Raw genomic sequence first — 15,621 nt, 5'->3', positions numbered from 1 at the left:
CCTATACAAGGGTGAGGGATATTGGCGATATCGTCAAGGGGTGAATGAAACCACAGCGAGCTCAACGCAGTTGTTACGACAGATCAACTCCGATGCATTGCTGCGCTTCGCCCTTCAGGAAGGAGTCTTCACAGCTGGAGAGGCCATGGCCATGACCGGGCTGACACGCGCGACGGTGCTCGGTGTCTGCGATGGTCTGGTCGACGCCGGCTGGCTGGAGGAAGTGGATGACAGTCAAGCCGCTGGCCGCACGCACAAGGGCCGGCCAGCCCGCCACTACCAGCTGCGCGAGGCTGCCGGTGTTGTTGTGGGGCTGGACGCCGGAGAAACTTCCTTCACAACCATCGTCGCGGATCTGCGCGGGCGCGAGCTGGGCACTCGTCGCCAGAGCATTGACTCGCATGCAGTGGGACGCGGGGGCCGCGGCGCGAGAGCACGGGAGCTGATCCGGCTGGCCCTCGACGACGTCGGGCGCACCCTCGACGACGTCTTGCTCACGGTCGTTGGCGTTCCCGCTCCGATCGACGCTAACGGCAAGTCGCCTGAAGGAGAATTCTGGCACCTGATGAATTCCGGATTCGCCGCGCACCTTCACGGCATGGTCGTCGTCGAAAATGACGCCAACCTAGCCGCTGTTGCCGAGCGTGCCCACGAGCCATCCGCTAACCAGGCAACGTTGCTGACAGGCGAGCGATTCGGCGCGGGCCTGATCGTCGATGGGCGCTTGCTGCGGGGACCGCGAGGCGGCGCAGGGGAGATGCGATTCCTCGACACGCTTACCGCCGGCAAGTTCGTACCCGATGAAGGGGGTGCGGACGGGTTCGGAGCACTTGCGCGGAAGTGGGCACGCTCGCGCATTCACTCATACGAGGGAGAGACCATGCTGCGACAAAAGCCCGAGGGGGAGATTAACGCGGAAGACGTGTTCCAGGCGGCCCGGGAGGGGGATCCGTTTGCAGAGGACATCATCGCCCGGCTCGGCGCCCGGCTGGCGCGGATTGCGGTTGTGCTCTCGAGCCTCCTGGACATTGAGCGGGTAGTCATCGCAGGCGGCATCTCACGGGCCATCGAACCTGTCCTCGAACACGCACGCAGCCTGCTGCCCACCGATACCGGCTTACCGCTTCCGGAACTCGTCGCGAGCACATTCGGCGCCAAGGTGGTGGTTAAGGGAGCCATCGAGTCCGCACTGACACAGGTCAAGCGCGAACCCAACGCGTTCCTCCCCCGCGCCGCCCGATCCTGACTCATCCACAACTGTTTCGACTCGTCCCGCTTCAGCGCCATAATCGGGGCAAAGTTGTCGTGGCGCTATCCGCGGCCTATCGGACGCGTCGACAGGGGAGTTTGCAGCTCGGGTTTTCCAATATTGAAAAGCCCACCCGGGGGTTTCCAAGTTACGGTTTCTGTGACACCGGCATTCCAGCGTCGGTCGCATCGCTGGTTCGTTCTAAGAGATTACTGATCGATGTTGTGACGACGGTTCAGGCCGTCCAATAGTGACTGTTGTGTGTATTTCGGTCTCTATCTGAGTGTCCGGCCTCGCAGCTTTGCGCCTTCTGAGCCATTTTTCTGTCAGGCCGATGGCCCGGGTTGCTGCGGCCCAGTAGAGGGTGCCTGCTGCGAGGGATGCGATGACGGCCAGGCCCTTGTGCGCCGGGTCCACGAGCGGGTAGACCAGCCAGTGGGTGACGTAGATGTACAGGGACGCGCTTGCGAGCAGGGCGGTGAGCCGGTGGAGGCCGCGGGGGACGGGCAGGGTGGGAAGCCAGAGCAGAATGAGGAAGCCGGCCAGGATGGTTGCGCTGCGGTACTGGTCCTCGAAGGATGCGGGGATGGTGAGCAGGGCAATGGCTGTCACGGCTGCCCGCTGCCAGAGTGTCCGGGACGCGGCTGCGGCCCAGCCGAGCCCGAACAGCCATAGGACAGGGCCCTGGCCCGGATAGCGGCTGTCGACGAGATCGAAGAGCAACGGCAGGTCGATGGCTATCAGTGCCAGGGAGAAGGCCCACGGCCAGCGGCGTTGGGCGCGGTCGGCTGCAGGAATCGCGAGCAGGGCGGTGAGGCCCAGCAGGATGTGGACCAGGATCTCGATGAACCAGAACCGGGAATAGTCGGTCCATCCCTCCGGGCCCAGCAGGGGGTTGAGGAGGAAAACGTTGGCCCAGGTGTAGGTGTCCGTTAGGGCGAAGGCCACGCCGATGACCGCAACGCTGGGCACGACGATCCGGGCAACGCTGCGCAGTTGCCGCCGGAGCCGGGCACGGCGGGTCCCGCTCAGTTGGAACCGAGCGAAGTTGTAGCCGGCGACGGCGATGAGTACGTGGGCGGTTCCTTCCCAGTGGAAGAACCCGATGTGGGTGGAGACGATGAAGATGATGGCGACGGCGCGGAGCGCTATCCCTGTTTCCATGGGGGCCAGCATCGCCCGGTGCCAGCCCCGCAACGTTCTCGCGGCCCGGCCGGCCCGGTGGCCGGAAGTGTCATCTGGGGCCGCGGCGGCCCGGGTCTGCCGGTGGCGCCGGACTGGGGCAAGTTCGCGGACGGGCATCAGGTGCCAGCCCTGCGGGATGTATCCGAGCGCGCGCTCCAGCCTGACCGATGCTGCCACGTAGGACAGTGAGTCACCGCCCAGGGAAACGAACGTGTCTGTATCGGCGATGTCTTCCTGTTCAAGGACTTCCGCGAAGATCCTCCGCACGTCCGCCGGGGATGCCACCGCTGCTGGTTCCGGGATGGCGGTGCTGCCGGGCCGACCCGGGGCGGCCAGGGCCAGGATGGCGGGGTAGTCCGGCTTTCCGTTGGGGAACCGTGGGACCGACCCGACGGAATGGAGTTGGATGGCCGTCCGTGGCAGGCCCAGGTCCTGGGCGAGGGTTTTGGCGACGAGGGCGAGGTCGTGGCTGCCTTCGACTGCGGCGACCACGGCGTCGTCCGAGCCTGCAGCCGCGGCGGTCAGGCCAAGGTCGGCCAACAGCCGTTCGACCTGGCCGAGGTCTATCCGCAGGCCAACGATTTTGACGAATCGGCTGCGTCTGCCAACGATTTCGTAGAGGCCCTGGGGACAGCGGCGGGCCAGGTCCCCGGTGTGGAGCTCCGTGATGACCCGTCCAAGGGCGAGGTCTTCGGGCCGTTCGGCGTACCCCAGCATGACGTTGGGTCCTGAGTAGACGAGCTCGTCGGCGTCCAGTCCGGGGACCGGGACCAGCCGGAAGGCCCCGCCGGGCACGGCCACTCCAATGGCGTGCGGGTGCTCTGCTGCCAGGTCAGGGGGCAGATAGGCCATGCGGGCGGTGGCCTCGGTCTGCCCGTACATGACGAACAGGTCCCAGCCCTGCCGCTGGCCCAGTTCCGCGAGGGAACGCACGCGGTCAGGGTCCAGACGGCCGCCGGCCTGGGTGATGTAGCGCAGGTTGGGCAGGGACAGGTGCTCGAAACCCACCCGGTCAAGGAGGTCGAAGGTGTAGGGCACGGCGGCGAACGACGTCACTTTTGCGGTGCGGGCCAGTTCCCAGAAACACGGGTCCACCACGGACAGGTCGGTCAGTGCCAGGGACGCGCCTACCAGAAGGTGGCTGTTCACCACGCTCATCCCGTAGCAGTAGGAGAGGGGGAGCGTGGTGGCCGCGGTGTCGCCGGGACGCAGGTGCAGGTACTGGGCGATCGCTGCGGCGTTGGCCTGCACGGCGTCGGCGGACAGACGGACAAGTTTGGGGGAACCGGTGGATCCGGAGGTACTGAGCAGCAGCGCCAGTTCCGGGTGCAGCTCATGCCGGGATTCGTCCCGCCGTACCTCCAGTACCGCCTCACCGCCCGAGGCATGGACCACGATGTCGGGGTCGTAGGCGGCAACGAGCGCCTCGGCGGCGGTCCCGCCGCCTGCGGGCAGGATCAGCAAGGGATGACCGGACGACAGGGCTGCGAGGTAGACCACCAGGGAGGCCAGGGAGTTCTCCGCCTCGAGGGCAATCAGCCGCCGGGCAGGCCCGAAGACACGGCACATCTCTTCAACGCGCCGGGACAACTGGGTGTAGCTCACTGATTCGTTATCGGTCCTGATGGCGGTGCGGTCTCCGAAGGCGGCCAACGTGGCAGCAAACGAGACTCCGGCCAGTTCGGGCTGTACAGTCACGCCCTGAACGTTAGAAGGTTACCCTTACCTAACTCAAATGGACTTTGTCTCCAGCCGTCACATCACGGCGGTCCGCCGGCGGCATGTGCCCGGTCCGCCGGTTGTTCCGAGTGGGATGAGGTCTCGGCAGACCCCGCCTTGAGAGTCACCCGGGCCGGCCCGGGCAACGCCTGTGCGACTCCGCGGGGCCATGCGCCGGTGGACGTGGCGAAGGTGGTGGTCCGCGACCAGAATCGCCTGCGTTCCTTCGGCGGCTTGGCGGGGCAGCGCGTCCCGGACCTTTGCCCAGTGGTGCGCCGAGACCAGTCTTGCCTTCCTTGGCAGCCGTCGGGGGAATCACTTCCGCCCAATGGAAATGGATAGGACTGCAGCCACGGACACGAGGGCGTTCGAGGGGGAGCTTGACGTGGAACGGATGCGCTTCCCAGGCGCTTCTCACCCCGGAGGCCGCCCGGTACGTTGGGACCATGAGAATCAAGATGTGCAGCATCCACGTCCAGGATCCCGCCGCCGCCCATAAGTTCTACACCGAAACGCTCGGGTTCGACACACTGATGGCGATGCCCGAGTACAACCTCTACATCATCAAGGATCCCGGTGCTGATGCCGGCTCGGTGGGGCTGCTGCTGGAGCCCAGCGACAACGCGATCGGTGCGACCTATATGAATGCGGTGCACGAGGCGGGGCTTCCAGCGATCGTCTTCGGCGTTCCGGACGTCAAAGCCGAATATGACAGGCTCATCGCGGCCGGCGTGAAGTTCAAGGGCGTACCGTCCGAGGACCCGTCCGGCATCAGCGCCGTGTTTGAGGACGGCTGCGGCAACTACGTGCAGCTTCACCAGGACTGATAACCCCGGACACAACAGAGGCTTGTCTGTGGATCCCTACACTGACGGTTCGGATCCCCGGACAAGCCTCGGTTCGCAGGTGGGCGGGGACTACTCGGCCTGGCTGCGGGCCTTTTTCGCGTCCTTCTTGGCAGCCTCGTCCTTGACCCGCTGGGCTTCGGCGCGGACGGCCGCGTGCGTGGAGCGCTCGGTGACCAGCCACGCCGGGGGAGCCTGCAGCAGCGCGGTGATTTCCGCCGTCGTCAGCGCTTCCTCAACGCCGCCGCGGGCCAGGCCGCTGATGGAGACGTTCAGTTTCTGGGCCACTACCGGGCGGGGGTGCGGGCCGTTGCGGCGGAGCGCCACGAGCCACTCCGGCGGGTTGGACTGGAGCTCGGCGAAATCGGCGCGGGTGATGGTCGAATCCTGGAACTCCTGCGGTGTTGCCGGCAGGTAGATGCCAAGCTTCTTGGCAACGGTGGCCGGCTTCATGGACTGGGAGTTTGCAGAGGTCATGCTTCAAGGGTATCCGGGCGGGCGGTACTGTGAAGACGTGCCCGCCGACAATGAATCCCCGCAGAACGCGTCCGTTAGTGAATCCCGGGAGGCTGACGCGCCGCGCGTGCTGCGTTTCGCCTACGTGGCAGGTGTGACGCCGGGGAAATGGATCCGCCGCTGGGAAGAGCGCGTGCTGGACATCCCGCTGGAGTCGTTTATGTCCGACGACGGCGCCCAGGTGTCCGTATTAACGGACGGTTCGGCGGACCTCAGCTTCGTCCGGCTTCCGATTGAGCGCGGGGACCTGAACGTGATTCCCCTCTACGAGGAACAGCCGGTGGTGGTGGCGCCCAAGGGGCACGAGATTTCGGTGTTTGAGGAAGTGGCGCTGGAAGATCTGGCTGCGGAGACTTTCCTGAACGTTGCGGACATGGGCGGGCCGGAAGCCGCAATGCAGGTGGTGGCCTCGGGAGCCGGCCTGGTGGTCCTGCCGATGTCCGTGGCCCGGCATTTCAACGTCAAGGACACTGTGGCACGCCGGCTGACGGGTGCGCCGGTGACCGAGATTGCGCTGGCCTGGCCCGCGGACTCCACGGACGAGATCATTGAGGAGTTCATCGGAATCGTCCGCGGCCGGACGGCGGCAAGCTCCCGCCAGCCCTCCGCTCAGCAGGAAAAGCCCAAGAAGGAGCCGAAGCCGGACCGGCGTGGACCGGCCGTCAAGAAGCCCAAGGTGGCCCAGCGCTACGCCCCGAACCCGGATAAGGGCCGGGGCAAGGGCTCGCGCAAAAAGGGCAAGCGCTAAGCCGATATTCGCCCTGAGGCGCCATTCGGTCCTCCACTCAAGATTGTCAGCTTGGTATTTAAGGCTTTCACGACGGTCTGTCGAGAAAACGCCCAACGGACCTTATTCTGACGCACTCATTGACGGCATCCTGACGTCAGGTTGGGGTGTACTTCACGCTGAAGGAGACGAGTGCCCCTGCCGGAGCCTGCCGTTGACATGGGCCGCACCCGCGGCCACTGTACATCCGCGCCTGAATCTATCTATTTGCACTAAGAGTACTAAAATGCAAAAATGTACTCTATGACTCAAAGTGCAATTATCGACGGGGGTTTGCGGGGGCGCAAGCGTGCAGCAACACGTGCGGCGATCACCACCGCAGCACGCTCCCTGACGGCCGAGCTGGGCCTTAATGGCTACACCGTGGAAGAGGTTTGCGAGCAGAGTGGAATCTCCCGCCGGACATTCTTCAACTACTTTCCTTCAAAGGAAGACGCCATCCTTGGTCACGTCGACGATGACATTCCCGAAGATGCAATCAATGACTTCATAGCCGGCGGCAGCTCATCCCCATCGGGTGAGATCTCTCCATCGCTCTTCCACGACCTGATAGTGCTGTCTTTGAGACTGTCCGAAAACATTGCGGCCTCCGAAGAGGAAACACGCCAGCTGATCGGCGTGATCAAGAAGGAACCGCAACTGATGCTTCGGATCATCGGCGCCACAAAGGAACGCGAAGCACAGTTCGCCCAGGTCCTCGCGTTGCGGGAGAACGTGCTGTCCGACCATCCGGTGGTTCGAATGGCTGTACTGCTACTGGGCAGCATCTCCCGGAAGACGAGCGAAGCGTATTTCTTCGAGGGCAACACCCGCCTCTACAGGGACATATTCCTTGAGAACGTCGAAGCCGCCCGAACACTTTTTTCCCAGCCTCTTGACCTCCCCCTGCCCACCCCCACCGAAGGATCCCGATGAGCACCGCTGTCAGTCCCAAGGCAGCAGCGGGCCCGCTGCTGCTGACCCAAAAACGCATATGGATCATCTTTTCGGCGCTCATTGCCGGAATGCTGCTCTCCAGCCTTGACCAGACCATTGTCTCCACGGCCATGCCCACCATCGTGGGTAAGCTTGGCGGCGTGGAGCACCAGGCCTGGATCACTACCGCCTACCTTCTGGCCACCACCATCGTGATGCCCATTTACGGCAAATTCGGTGACGTCCTGGGCCGCCGCAACCTCTTCCTCGTGGCCATCGCCCTGTTTACGCTCGCCTCTGTTGGTTGCGCCTTCGCCACCGACTTCTGGGGCTTCGTCATCTTCCGCGCCCTTCAGGGTCTGGGCGGCGGCGGCCTGATGATCCTCTCGCAGGCCATCATCGCCGACATTGTTCCCGCCAAGGACCGTGGCAAGTACATGGGTCCCCTCGGCGCCGTCTTCGGCCTCTCGGCAGTGGCCGGGCCCTTGCTCGGTGGATTCTTCGTGGACCACCTGACGTGGGAATGGGCCTTCTACATCAACATCCCCATCGGCATCGCCGCGTTCACCATCGCCTGGTTCACGCTGACGCTGCCCAACAAGAAGGCCGAGAAACGCATCGACGTCCTGGGCGTGCTCCTGCTGTCCGCCGCCACCACCTCCCTGATCTTCTTCACGGACTTCGGCGGCAAGAAGGATGAGGGCTGGGATTCACCGCTTACCTGGGCCTTCGGCGCCGGCCTTGTGCTCGCGACTGCCGCCTTCGTCATGGTGGAACGCCGCGCTGAAGACCCCATTATCCCGCTCAGCCTTTTCAGGAACCCGATCTTCGTCAATGCCACAGCTATCGGCTTCACCCTGGGACTGGGCATGTTCGCCGCCATCGCCTTTGTCCCCACCTTCCTGCAGATGTCCTCCGGCACATCCGCCGCAGAGTCGGGTCTCCTGATGCTGCCCATGATGGTCGGCCTCATGGGCATGGCCATCTATTCGGGAATCCGGATCTCCAAGACCGGTAAATACAAGATGTTCCCCATCCTCGGCGCCTCCCTGACGACTGCGGCGATGCTGTGGCTGACGACACTGACCGCCGAAACGCCCATCTGGGTCATCTGCGTCCAGCTGCTCGTGTTCGGCGCAGGACTTGGATCGATCATGCAGGTCACCGTCCTGGTGGTCCAGAACTCCGTCCCGGCAGACCAGATCGGCACCGCCACCAGCACCAACAACTACTTCCGGGAAGTCGGCGCGTCACTCGGCGTGGCAGTATTTGGTGCAATCTTCACCAACAGGCTCTCAGAATCGCTGACGAAAGCCTTCACCGGCGCCGGGGCCTCCAACGAACAGGCGGCACAGTCCACCAGCAGCCTGGACCCACAGGCCCTCAGCCAACTCCCGGAGCAGCTGCGGGACGCGATCGTAAACGCCTACGCAGAATCCCTTGCCCCGGTGTTCTGGTACCTGGTTCCATTCCTCGCCATAGCCCTGGTCCTGGCCATCACCCTGAAGCAGATCCCGCTCTCGGACACCGCAGGAATGGTGGCCCGCGGCGAGGCCGTCGGCGGCGAAGAAGCCGAACTCATCGAAGCCGAACGGCACGCCGCACACCGCGCTTTCACAGAAACTGCAGCCAATGCGGAAGATGGCGAAGCCGCCCGTCTAGGCGGCTAGGCTCAGGGCCTGCAGGGGGCAGGGAGCTCCTATCTTTTGTGGCTTCCTGCCCGGTTGACCATCAACTGGCACCCGAAGCTGCTGCCGTGGCCTTCCGAAGGAGGAATGTCGAAGATCCGGCTGCGGAGACTTCCGATCCCTGAGTGCCAACTTGCAGCCGCCTTTTTGATGCCTGTCGTGTTCCGGAACTTCTCCGGAACACAACCTATTGAAGACAGCTTGTTGACCGGCCGTCAAGAAAGATGGCGGCACTGAGGCCGTCCCCTACAGTCCGTGCCCGTTCAATGAAACTGGGTCCTCTTCAAGGGGAGCGCATTCGGATTTTCGACGGAGTCAGGCAGCAATCCCCGGTCGGGCGGCTATCGAACACGCCAAAGGCTGCGAGCCAAGAAGCGCGGGCTGTTGACGCGCGTGACTAAAGGCAGGTATCGTCGTTGGTGACGCGCGTCACCGGGAAGTGTTCGCAGCCTGGTTTCCGCTGCGCACCGCGGCGAAACGCTAAGCATCAAACGACAAGGAAGTCTCATGACCTACGGTTCCGTTCCGCCGGCCCCGATTTGCGTCGCCAAGGAGTTCGCGGCCGGGACGGAGGGGTGCACGCTGACTGCTTTAGAAGATGATGCGCAGATGGGCAACGCACGCTGTAGCCGGACGCTTCGCGGCGTTAAACCAGTTCGCGACTTCGATTCCGCAATTCGCAGCGCCGGTCATCCCGCCCATTCCCCTCCTGGTAGGGGTGACAGGCGGTGACAAAAATTTTCCTCTGGTCTACCTGGTGGCATCTGCTCTTGCCGTCACCGGCGGCCTGATCTTCGTGCTGCCTGTTCAATCGGCACGCTGAGACGAATAACCCATCAACGCGCTATTGGTGCGCTGAGCGCTCCGTTGAGGACGGATTGCGCGAACTGAAAGGACTGGCACATGGCCGAACGGCAATCGAATCTTCCGTATGGAAACGGATTCTTGTGGGGAGCGGCGTCCGCTCCCCACCAAATCGAAGGAAACAACGTAAACAGCGACTGGTGGGACCGGGAGGTCCAGATTCCAGGGATGCAACTGAGCGGCGATGCCGTGGACAGCTATCACCGGTATGACGAGGATATGCGTCTGCTCGCAGACGCAGGATTGACGTCGTATCGGTTCGGCATCGAATGGGCACGAATTGAGCCTCGTCCAGGGCAGATTGCCCGAGCGGAACTCGCGCACTATCGAAGGATGATCGACACGGCGACCGCGTATGGTTTGAAGCCGGTCATCACTTTGAACCATTCCTCTGTCCCGCGCTGGTTCGCAGCTGAGGGAAGCTGGCTTGGAGAACGGGCCACTGAACGTTTCGCATCCTACGCGGCGGCGTCGGCCAGCATCCTCGACGGGGTGGAGTGGGTGGTGACGCTCAACGAGCCGAACATGACCGCCATGATGATGACGATGATCGATGCGGCAAAGTCGGGCCGAATGGCAGAGTGGCAGAGTCCCACAACGCAGAGCCAGTCCTCTGACGTCCTTGACCTAATGGCAACAATCGGTGCCCCTGACCCGAAGTTCGGGCCGCCGTTGGTCGACGCGCACCGGGCCGCTCGGGACATCATCCGCGCACGCACAGGAGCGAAAGTCGGTTGGACGATCGCTAACCAGGCACTCACCGCCACCCCAGGTAATGAGCAAAAGCTTGCAGAGGTCAGCTACGCGTGGGAAGACCTCTACCTTGAGGCTTCGCGCGACGACGACTTCGTAGGGGTTCAGGCATACTCGACCCAGCCCGTCGATGAGAAGGGAGTCGTCCCGCACCCTCCTCACCCTGACAACACACTCACCGGGGCGGCCTACCGGCCCGACGCGCTTGGCATTGCCGTGCGCCATGCCTGGGAAGTCACTCAAGGTGTTCCTATTCTCGTGACCGAGAACGGTATTGCCATAGCTGACGACGAACGCCGGATCGCCTACACAACAGAAGCGCTGCGAGGACTCGCGGACGCGATCGGTGATGGCATCGATGTACGCGGATACCTCCACTGGTCCGCCCTCGACAATTACGAGTGGGGTCATTGGGAACCAACATTCGGCCTCATTTCGGTGAACCGGGACACGTTCGAGCGAACGCCGAAGCCGAGTCTTGCCTGGCTCGGCCGGGTCGCCCAATCCGGCCAACTCTAGGACGCGCCCGAGAGAACTCCATCCCGGCCTCATCACCGGACAACCCAGGCCACCCGTCGGAACTCCAGGGATATTCTCCTGTTCGGCCGATGAGGCTGTTCCTTTTCCATTCACCACCTCTGTGCACCTGCAACGTCAAAGGAAATCATGTCTGAGCCGCTCTACCGAGACGCCGCCGCCCCAATCGAGGGCCGGGTCGCCGATTTGCTCTCCCGTCTCACCCTCGAAGAGAAAGCAGGACAGCTGTCTCAGTTCTTCTACTTCGGAGGCCAGCAGACCCCCGAAGGGTTCGATATCGAATCCGTCCCGCCCGAGCATCGCGCCTTCATGGAGCAGCCCAAGATGGTCGAAGCGGCCATCGCCGGCGGCGGCACCGGATCCGTGCTTTTCGCCAAGGACGCTCCGACCACGAACCGGCTGCAACGCATCGCCGTCGAACAAAGCCGCCTGGGCATCCCGTTGCTGTTCGGCTTCGACGTCATCCACGGTTTGCGAACGATCTTTCCCGTACCGATCGGGCTGGCGGCATCGTGGTCTCCCGACATGATCGAGAGTGTCCAAACGGTCGCCGCCCGGGAAGCCCGCGCCGTCGGCATCCACTGGACATTTGCTCCGATGATTGACATCACCCGTGATGCGCGCTGGGGTCGCATCATCGAGGGCGCCGGTGAGGATCCAACTCTCTGCGCGGCTGTCGCTGCCGCCCAGGTGCGGGGCTTCCAGGGTGATCTTGGCCCGGAGAATGTGCTGGCCGGCCCGAAACACCTCGCCGCATACGGGGCCGCACGCGGTGGCCGGGACTACGAGGAAGCAGACGTCTCGGATTCGGAATTGTGGAACGTATACCTGCCCCCGTTCCGGGCAGCCATCGAGGCGGGTGCACGCAACGTCATGAGCGCCTACATGGATCTCAATGGCGTCCCGGCCGCGGCGAATCGTTGGCTCCTCACGGACGTGCTCCGTAACGAGCTGGGTTTCGACGGCTTTGTCGTATCCGACGCCAACGCTGTCGTTTCTTTGACGACCCAGCACTTCGCCGAAGACCTCACCGACGCGGCAGGCCGCGCCGTCACTGCCGGTCTGGACATGGAAATGACCACCTTCGACGCAGCCTTCTCACGCCTGCCGCAGGCAGTAGCCGAAGGCACAGTGGACGAAGAGGCAATTGACGAAGCAGTTCGACGCGTCCTCACGGCTAAGTTCCAGCTGGGTCTGTTCGAGAAGCCCTACGCAGACGAAGCTGCCGCCACCGGTGTGCTCGGATCGAGCAGCCACCGCGATCTCGCCCGCCAGGCTGCAGAGCAGTCGATGGTCCTGCTCAAGAACGAGAACAGCACCCTGCCGCTGACGGTCGAGACCCTTCAGAAAGTAGCCGTTATCGGCCAGCTGGCCGACAGCAAGCGCGACACCCTGGGGCCTTGGGTGTTCGATCATGAAACAGCCGAGACCGTGTCCGTCCTGGAAGGACTCCGGGGCCGGCTGGGAAGCAGCATTCGCGTCGAGCACGCCTCGGGAGCCGGGATCACCGAGCGTGTCTTCCCGTCCCCCTTCGACCGTATGGACATAACAGTGTCCGCGACAGCGCCCGACCATGACGACGAGGCGGAAATCGATCGAGCTGTCGCACTCGCGCGTGAGGCTGACGTTGCCATCGTGGTTGTGGGGCAGCGCCAGAACCAGATCGGCGAGAAGGCCTCCGCATCGACGCTCGAGCTCCCGGGCCGACAGCTGGAACAGCTACAACGGATCCACGAGACCGGGACACCTGTGGTGCTCGTCGTTATGTCCGGCCGCCCTCTGGACCTGCGATGGGCGGACGCACACATTCCCGCCATCGTGCAGGCGTGGTACCCCGGTACCCGGGGCGGCGAAGCCCTCGCCTCCATTCTCGTGGGCGACACCTCACCGGCCGGGCGGTTGCCGTTCAGCTGGCCACGGCATGTCGGCCAGGTCCCGATGGTCTATTCGCACTACCGCACGTTCAGTCCCGAGGACCAGGGGCAGCGCTACTTCGACGAAGAGAGCACACCGCTGTATTCATTCGGGCACGGGCTCTCCTATGCCCAATTTGAGTATTCCAATCTCCAGCTCGAGCGGTCTTCCCTCGAGGTGGGTTCGACCGTCACTGTCTCAGTAGACGTTACGAACACGACTGAACAGGACGCAGACGAGGTCGTTCAGCTGTACATTCACCAACGGTACGGTTCGGCGTCCCGCCCTGTGCGCGAATTGAAGGGGTTCGAGAGGATACTGCTCTCGGGCGGCAACACAAAGACGGTCACCTTCGAGCTTGGTCCGGATCAGTTGCGGTACTGGAGTGCGGGCGCGCAAGGCTTTGTCCAGGATCGGACGACACTCGATATCTGGGTCGGCGGGAACTCGCAGGCCGAGTTGTCGGCCGTACTGGATGTGACGGCATGAGCACGACAAAGCCGGTCTCCGTACACAATGACACCACCGGCCCGGCGGCGGGTGTGACGCCACCGATCGATCGCGAGTCACTGGTGCGTCGGCACAGTATTGTCCTGGATGGGGCCGACCCGGAGTATGTGCTGTCCGTGGGCAACGGCGACTTCGCCTACACGGCAGACGTCTCGGGCATGCAGACCTTCACTGATTTTCACAGTGCCGGAAAGGCTATGCAACAGGGCAAGGTCGCGGTCAACACCGGGACGATGAGCACCTGGGGGTGGCACGAGATGCCCAACCCGGAAGGCTACGTTCTTGCCGACGCGATGACTCAGTATGAGACCGCACGCGGCCCGGTCTTGTATCCGGACCGGTACGACATGATGGCTGCAATGCAGGGCCAGATCACCGACGAGAACCGCGCGGGGGCGTGGCTTCACAGCAACCCTCAGCGGATCGATCTGGGGCGCATAGGACTGGAGCTACGCCAGGAAGTGGGGGCCGAGGCCGAAACAGACCCCGCGAGCCTCCGAGACGTCAGACAGCAACTCGATCTTTGGACCGGCCGCATCCAGAGCAGCTACACCTACGCAGGAGAACCCGTCAGCGTATCGACAGTCGCCGCGCCCGACGCGTCCACTGTTGCCTTTCGAATCACGTCTCCGCTCCTAACTGACGGAAGGGCACGCATCTGCGTTCGGTTCCCTTATGCGCACCAAGGGTTCTTCCAGACCGTCGACTGGGAGGCATCAGACCGGCACTCTTCACGCCTCACGCTTGGAGAAAAGGGACTAGCAGTCATCGACCGGACCCTGGACGAAACCGCGTACCGGGTGGCGTTCTCCTTCTCGAACGGCGCAATGAGCCCCTCGGCGGAGCCGCATACGTTTACCGTCGACGCGGACGAGGACAGCATCGAGCTGGTGGTGCACTTCTCGCCGCACCGTACGGCCGGTGCAGAGGCCGAGTCCTACCAGGACGTCGCTGCACGATCTGCTGATTCGTGGAAGGCCTACTGGCTATCGGGTGCCGCCATTGATCTGAGTGAAAGTACGGACCCGCGCGCACAGGAACTCGAGCGGCGTGTAGTGCTGTCGCAATACTTAACTGCTGTCCATTGCGGAGGGTCCAACCCTCCGCAGGAGACCGGGCTGGTGACAAATTCCTGGGGAGGGAAATTTCACCTGGAGATGCATTTCTGGCACGCTGCGCACTTTGCCGTCTGGGGGCGGCCGGAATTGCTTGAGCGCAGTCTGGGTTGGTACCGCACCATTCTGCATCAGGCACAAGCGACCGCGACCCGGCAGGGTTTGCCGGGTGCCCGGTGGCCAAAGCAGGTAGGACCGGACGGCCGCGAGAGTCCCGACCCGATCGGGTCGCTCCTCATCTGGCAACAACCGCACCCGCTCTACCTGCTCGAGCTTGTGTGGAATGCATCCAGCGAGGCGCGGCAAGCTGAGCTGCTGGCAGAATTTGGCGTACTCGTTGATGAGACGGCGACGTTCATGGCGGCGTTTCCGGAGAACCGGGACGGTGTCTTTCATCTCGGCCCCCCGGTTATGCCGGCGCAGGAGTTCTATGACGCCCGCACCACCGAGGACCCGACGTTCGAGCTGGCGTACTGGTGGTGGGGACTCGAGATCGCCCAGATGTGGCGCGAGCGGGCTGGATCCGGGCGCCGCGAGGACTGGACGACCGTGCAGCAAGGTCTGGCACGTCCGCGCGTCATCGACGGGCACTATGCCGCGGTCGCGAACGACCAGGAAATGCGCCTCGACGATCACCCGTCCTTGCTCCTCGCTCTCGGGGTCGTTCCGCCCACTCCGGTCATTAATGCCGAACTCATGGAAGCGACACTCATCGACGTTCTCGGCAATTGGGAGTGGACCTCGGCCTGGGGCTGGGATTTCCCCGTAATGGCCATGACCGCGACCCGCCTGGGCCGTGCTGATCTCGCCATGGACGCGCTGCTCCGCGCCGAAACCAAAAATCATTACACCGCGGTCGGCCACAACCCCCAAATGGGTGCGATCCTGCCGATTTACCTTCCGGCAAACGGCGCTCTCCTGTCGGCCATCGCCCTCATGGTCGGCCCGGACGGGTCATTGCCGGGGTTCCCCAAGGACGGATGGACCGTCCACGCCGAGGGCTTTGTGGGTTGGCCGTGACTCC

Annotated in this window: 10 protein-coding genes; 8 read left to right on the top strand and 2 right to left on the bottom strand. The window is 63.5% G+C overall.

The genetic code is table 11. The features are described from left to right. Positions 1 to 40: 40 nt before the first annotated feature. Positions 41 to 1,246, top strand: a complete 1,206-nt coding sequence (locus AC1MCA_RS09965) for an ROK family protein (RefSeq protein WP_479803136.1) — start codon at positions 41 to 43, stop codon at positions 1,244 to 1,246. A 204-nt stretch (positions 1,247 to 1,450) separates the two neighbouring features. Here the strand turns inward: AC1MCA_RS09965 and AC1MCA_RS09960 are convergent, their stop codons facing one another. Continuing rightward, the gene (locus AC1MCA_RS09960; protein ID WP_479803134.1) at positions 1,451 to 4,132 is read right to left on the bottom strand and encodes an AMP-binding protein; all 2,682 of its coding nucleotides are present in this window, start codon (positions 4,130 to 4,132) and stop codon (positions 1,451 to 1,453) included. A gap of 467 nt (positions 4,133 to 4,599) precedes the next feature. On the opposite strand from AC1MCA_RS09960, the gene AC1MCA_RS09955 reads away from it, so the two are divergent. Then, positions 4,600 to 4,980, top strand: a complete 381-nt coding sequence (locus AC1MCA_RS09955) for a VOC family protein (protein ID WP_479803132.1) — start codon at positions 4,600 to 4,602, stop codon at positions 4,978 to 4,980. A 90-nt stretch (positions 4,981 to 5,070) separates the two neighbouring features. Here the strand turns inward: AC1MCA_RS09955 and AC1MCA_RS09950 are convergent, their stop codons facing one another. After that, positions 5,071 to 5,475, bottom strand: coding sequence for a DUF5997 family protein (locus AC1MCA_RS09950; protein WP_479803130.1), 405 nt, complete (start codon positions 5,473 to 5,475; stop codon positions 5,071 to 5,073). 37 nt (positions 5,476 to 5,512) lie between these two features. Between AC1MCA_RS09950 and AC1MCA_RS09945 the strand changes: the two genes are divergently transcribed. The 6 genes from AC1MCA_RS09945 (at position 5,513) to AC1MCA_RS09920 (ending at position 15,617) form a co-directional block, all read left to right on the top strand. After that, complete coding sequence (locus tag AC1MCA_RS09945) at positions 5,513 to 6,262, top strand: LysR substrate-binding domain-containing protein (RefSeq protein ID WP_479803128.1); 750 nt, start codon at positions 5,513 to 5,515, stop codon at positions 6,260 to 6,262. 282 nt (positions 6,263 to 6,544) lie between these two features. After that, positions 6,545 to 7,216, top strand: a complete 672-nt coding sequence (locus AC1MCA_RS09940) for a TetR/AcrR family transcriptional regulator (RefSeq protein ID WP_479803126.1) — start codon at positions 6,545 to 6,547, stop codon at positions 7,214 to 7,216. Then, positions 7,213 to 8,886 (top strand): MDR family MFS transporter, encoded by a 1,674-nt coding sequence (locus AC1MCA_RS09935; RefSeq protein ID WP_479803124.1) that lies wholly within the window; start codon positions 7,213 to 7,215, stop codon positions 8,884 to 8,886. The genes AC1MCA_RS09940 and AC1MCA_RS09935 overlap by 4 nt, the downstream gene beginning before the upstream one ends. Positions 8,887 to 9,807: 921 nt before the next feature. Further along, positions 9,808 to 11,040, top strand: a complete 1,233-nt coding sequence (locus AC1MCA_RS09930) for a family 1 glycosylhydrolase (RefSeq protein WP_479803122.1) — start codon at positions 9,808 to 9,810, stop codon at positions 11,038 to 11,040. 147 nt (positions 11,041 to 11,187) lie between these two features. Continuing rightward, positions 11,188 to 13,461, top strand: coding sequence for a glycoside hydrolase family 3 N-terminal domain-containing protein (locus tag AC1MCA_RS09925; protein WP_479803120.1), 2,274 nt, complete (start codon positions 11,188 to 11,190; stop codon positions 13,459 to 13,461). Continuing rightward, positions 13,458 to 15,617: a hypothetical protein gene (locus AC1MCA_RS09920; protein WP_479803118.1), complete on the top strand. Its 2,160-nt coding sequence runs from the start codon at positions 13,458 to 13,460 to the stop codon at positions 15,615 to 15,617. Before AC1MCA_RS09925 ends, AC1MCA_RS09920 begins: the two co-directional genes overlap by 4 nt. Positions 15,618 to 15,621: the final 4 nt, after the last annotated feature.

Source organism: Arthrobacter sp. BK1, from assembly GCF_056680055.1.
The sequence above is the reverse complement of the archived record's forward strand: the minus strand, read 5'-3'. Positions and strand labels throughout refer to the sequence as shown.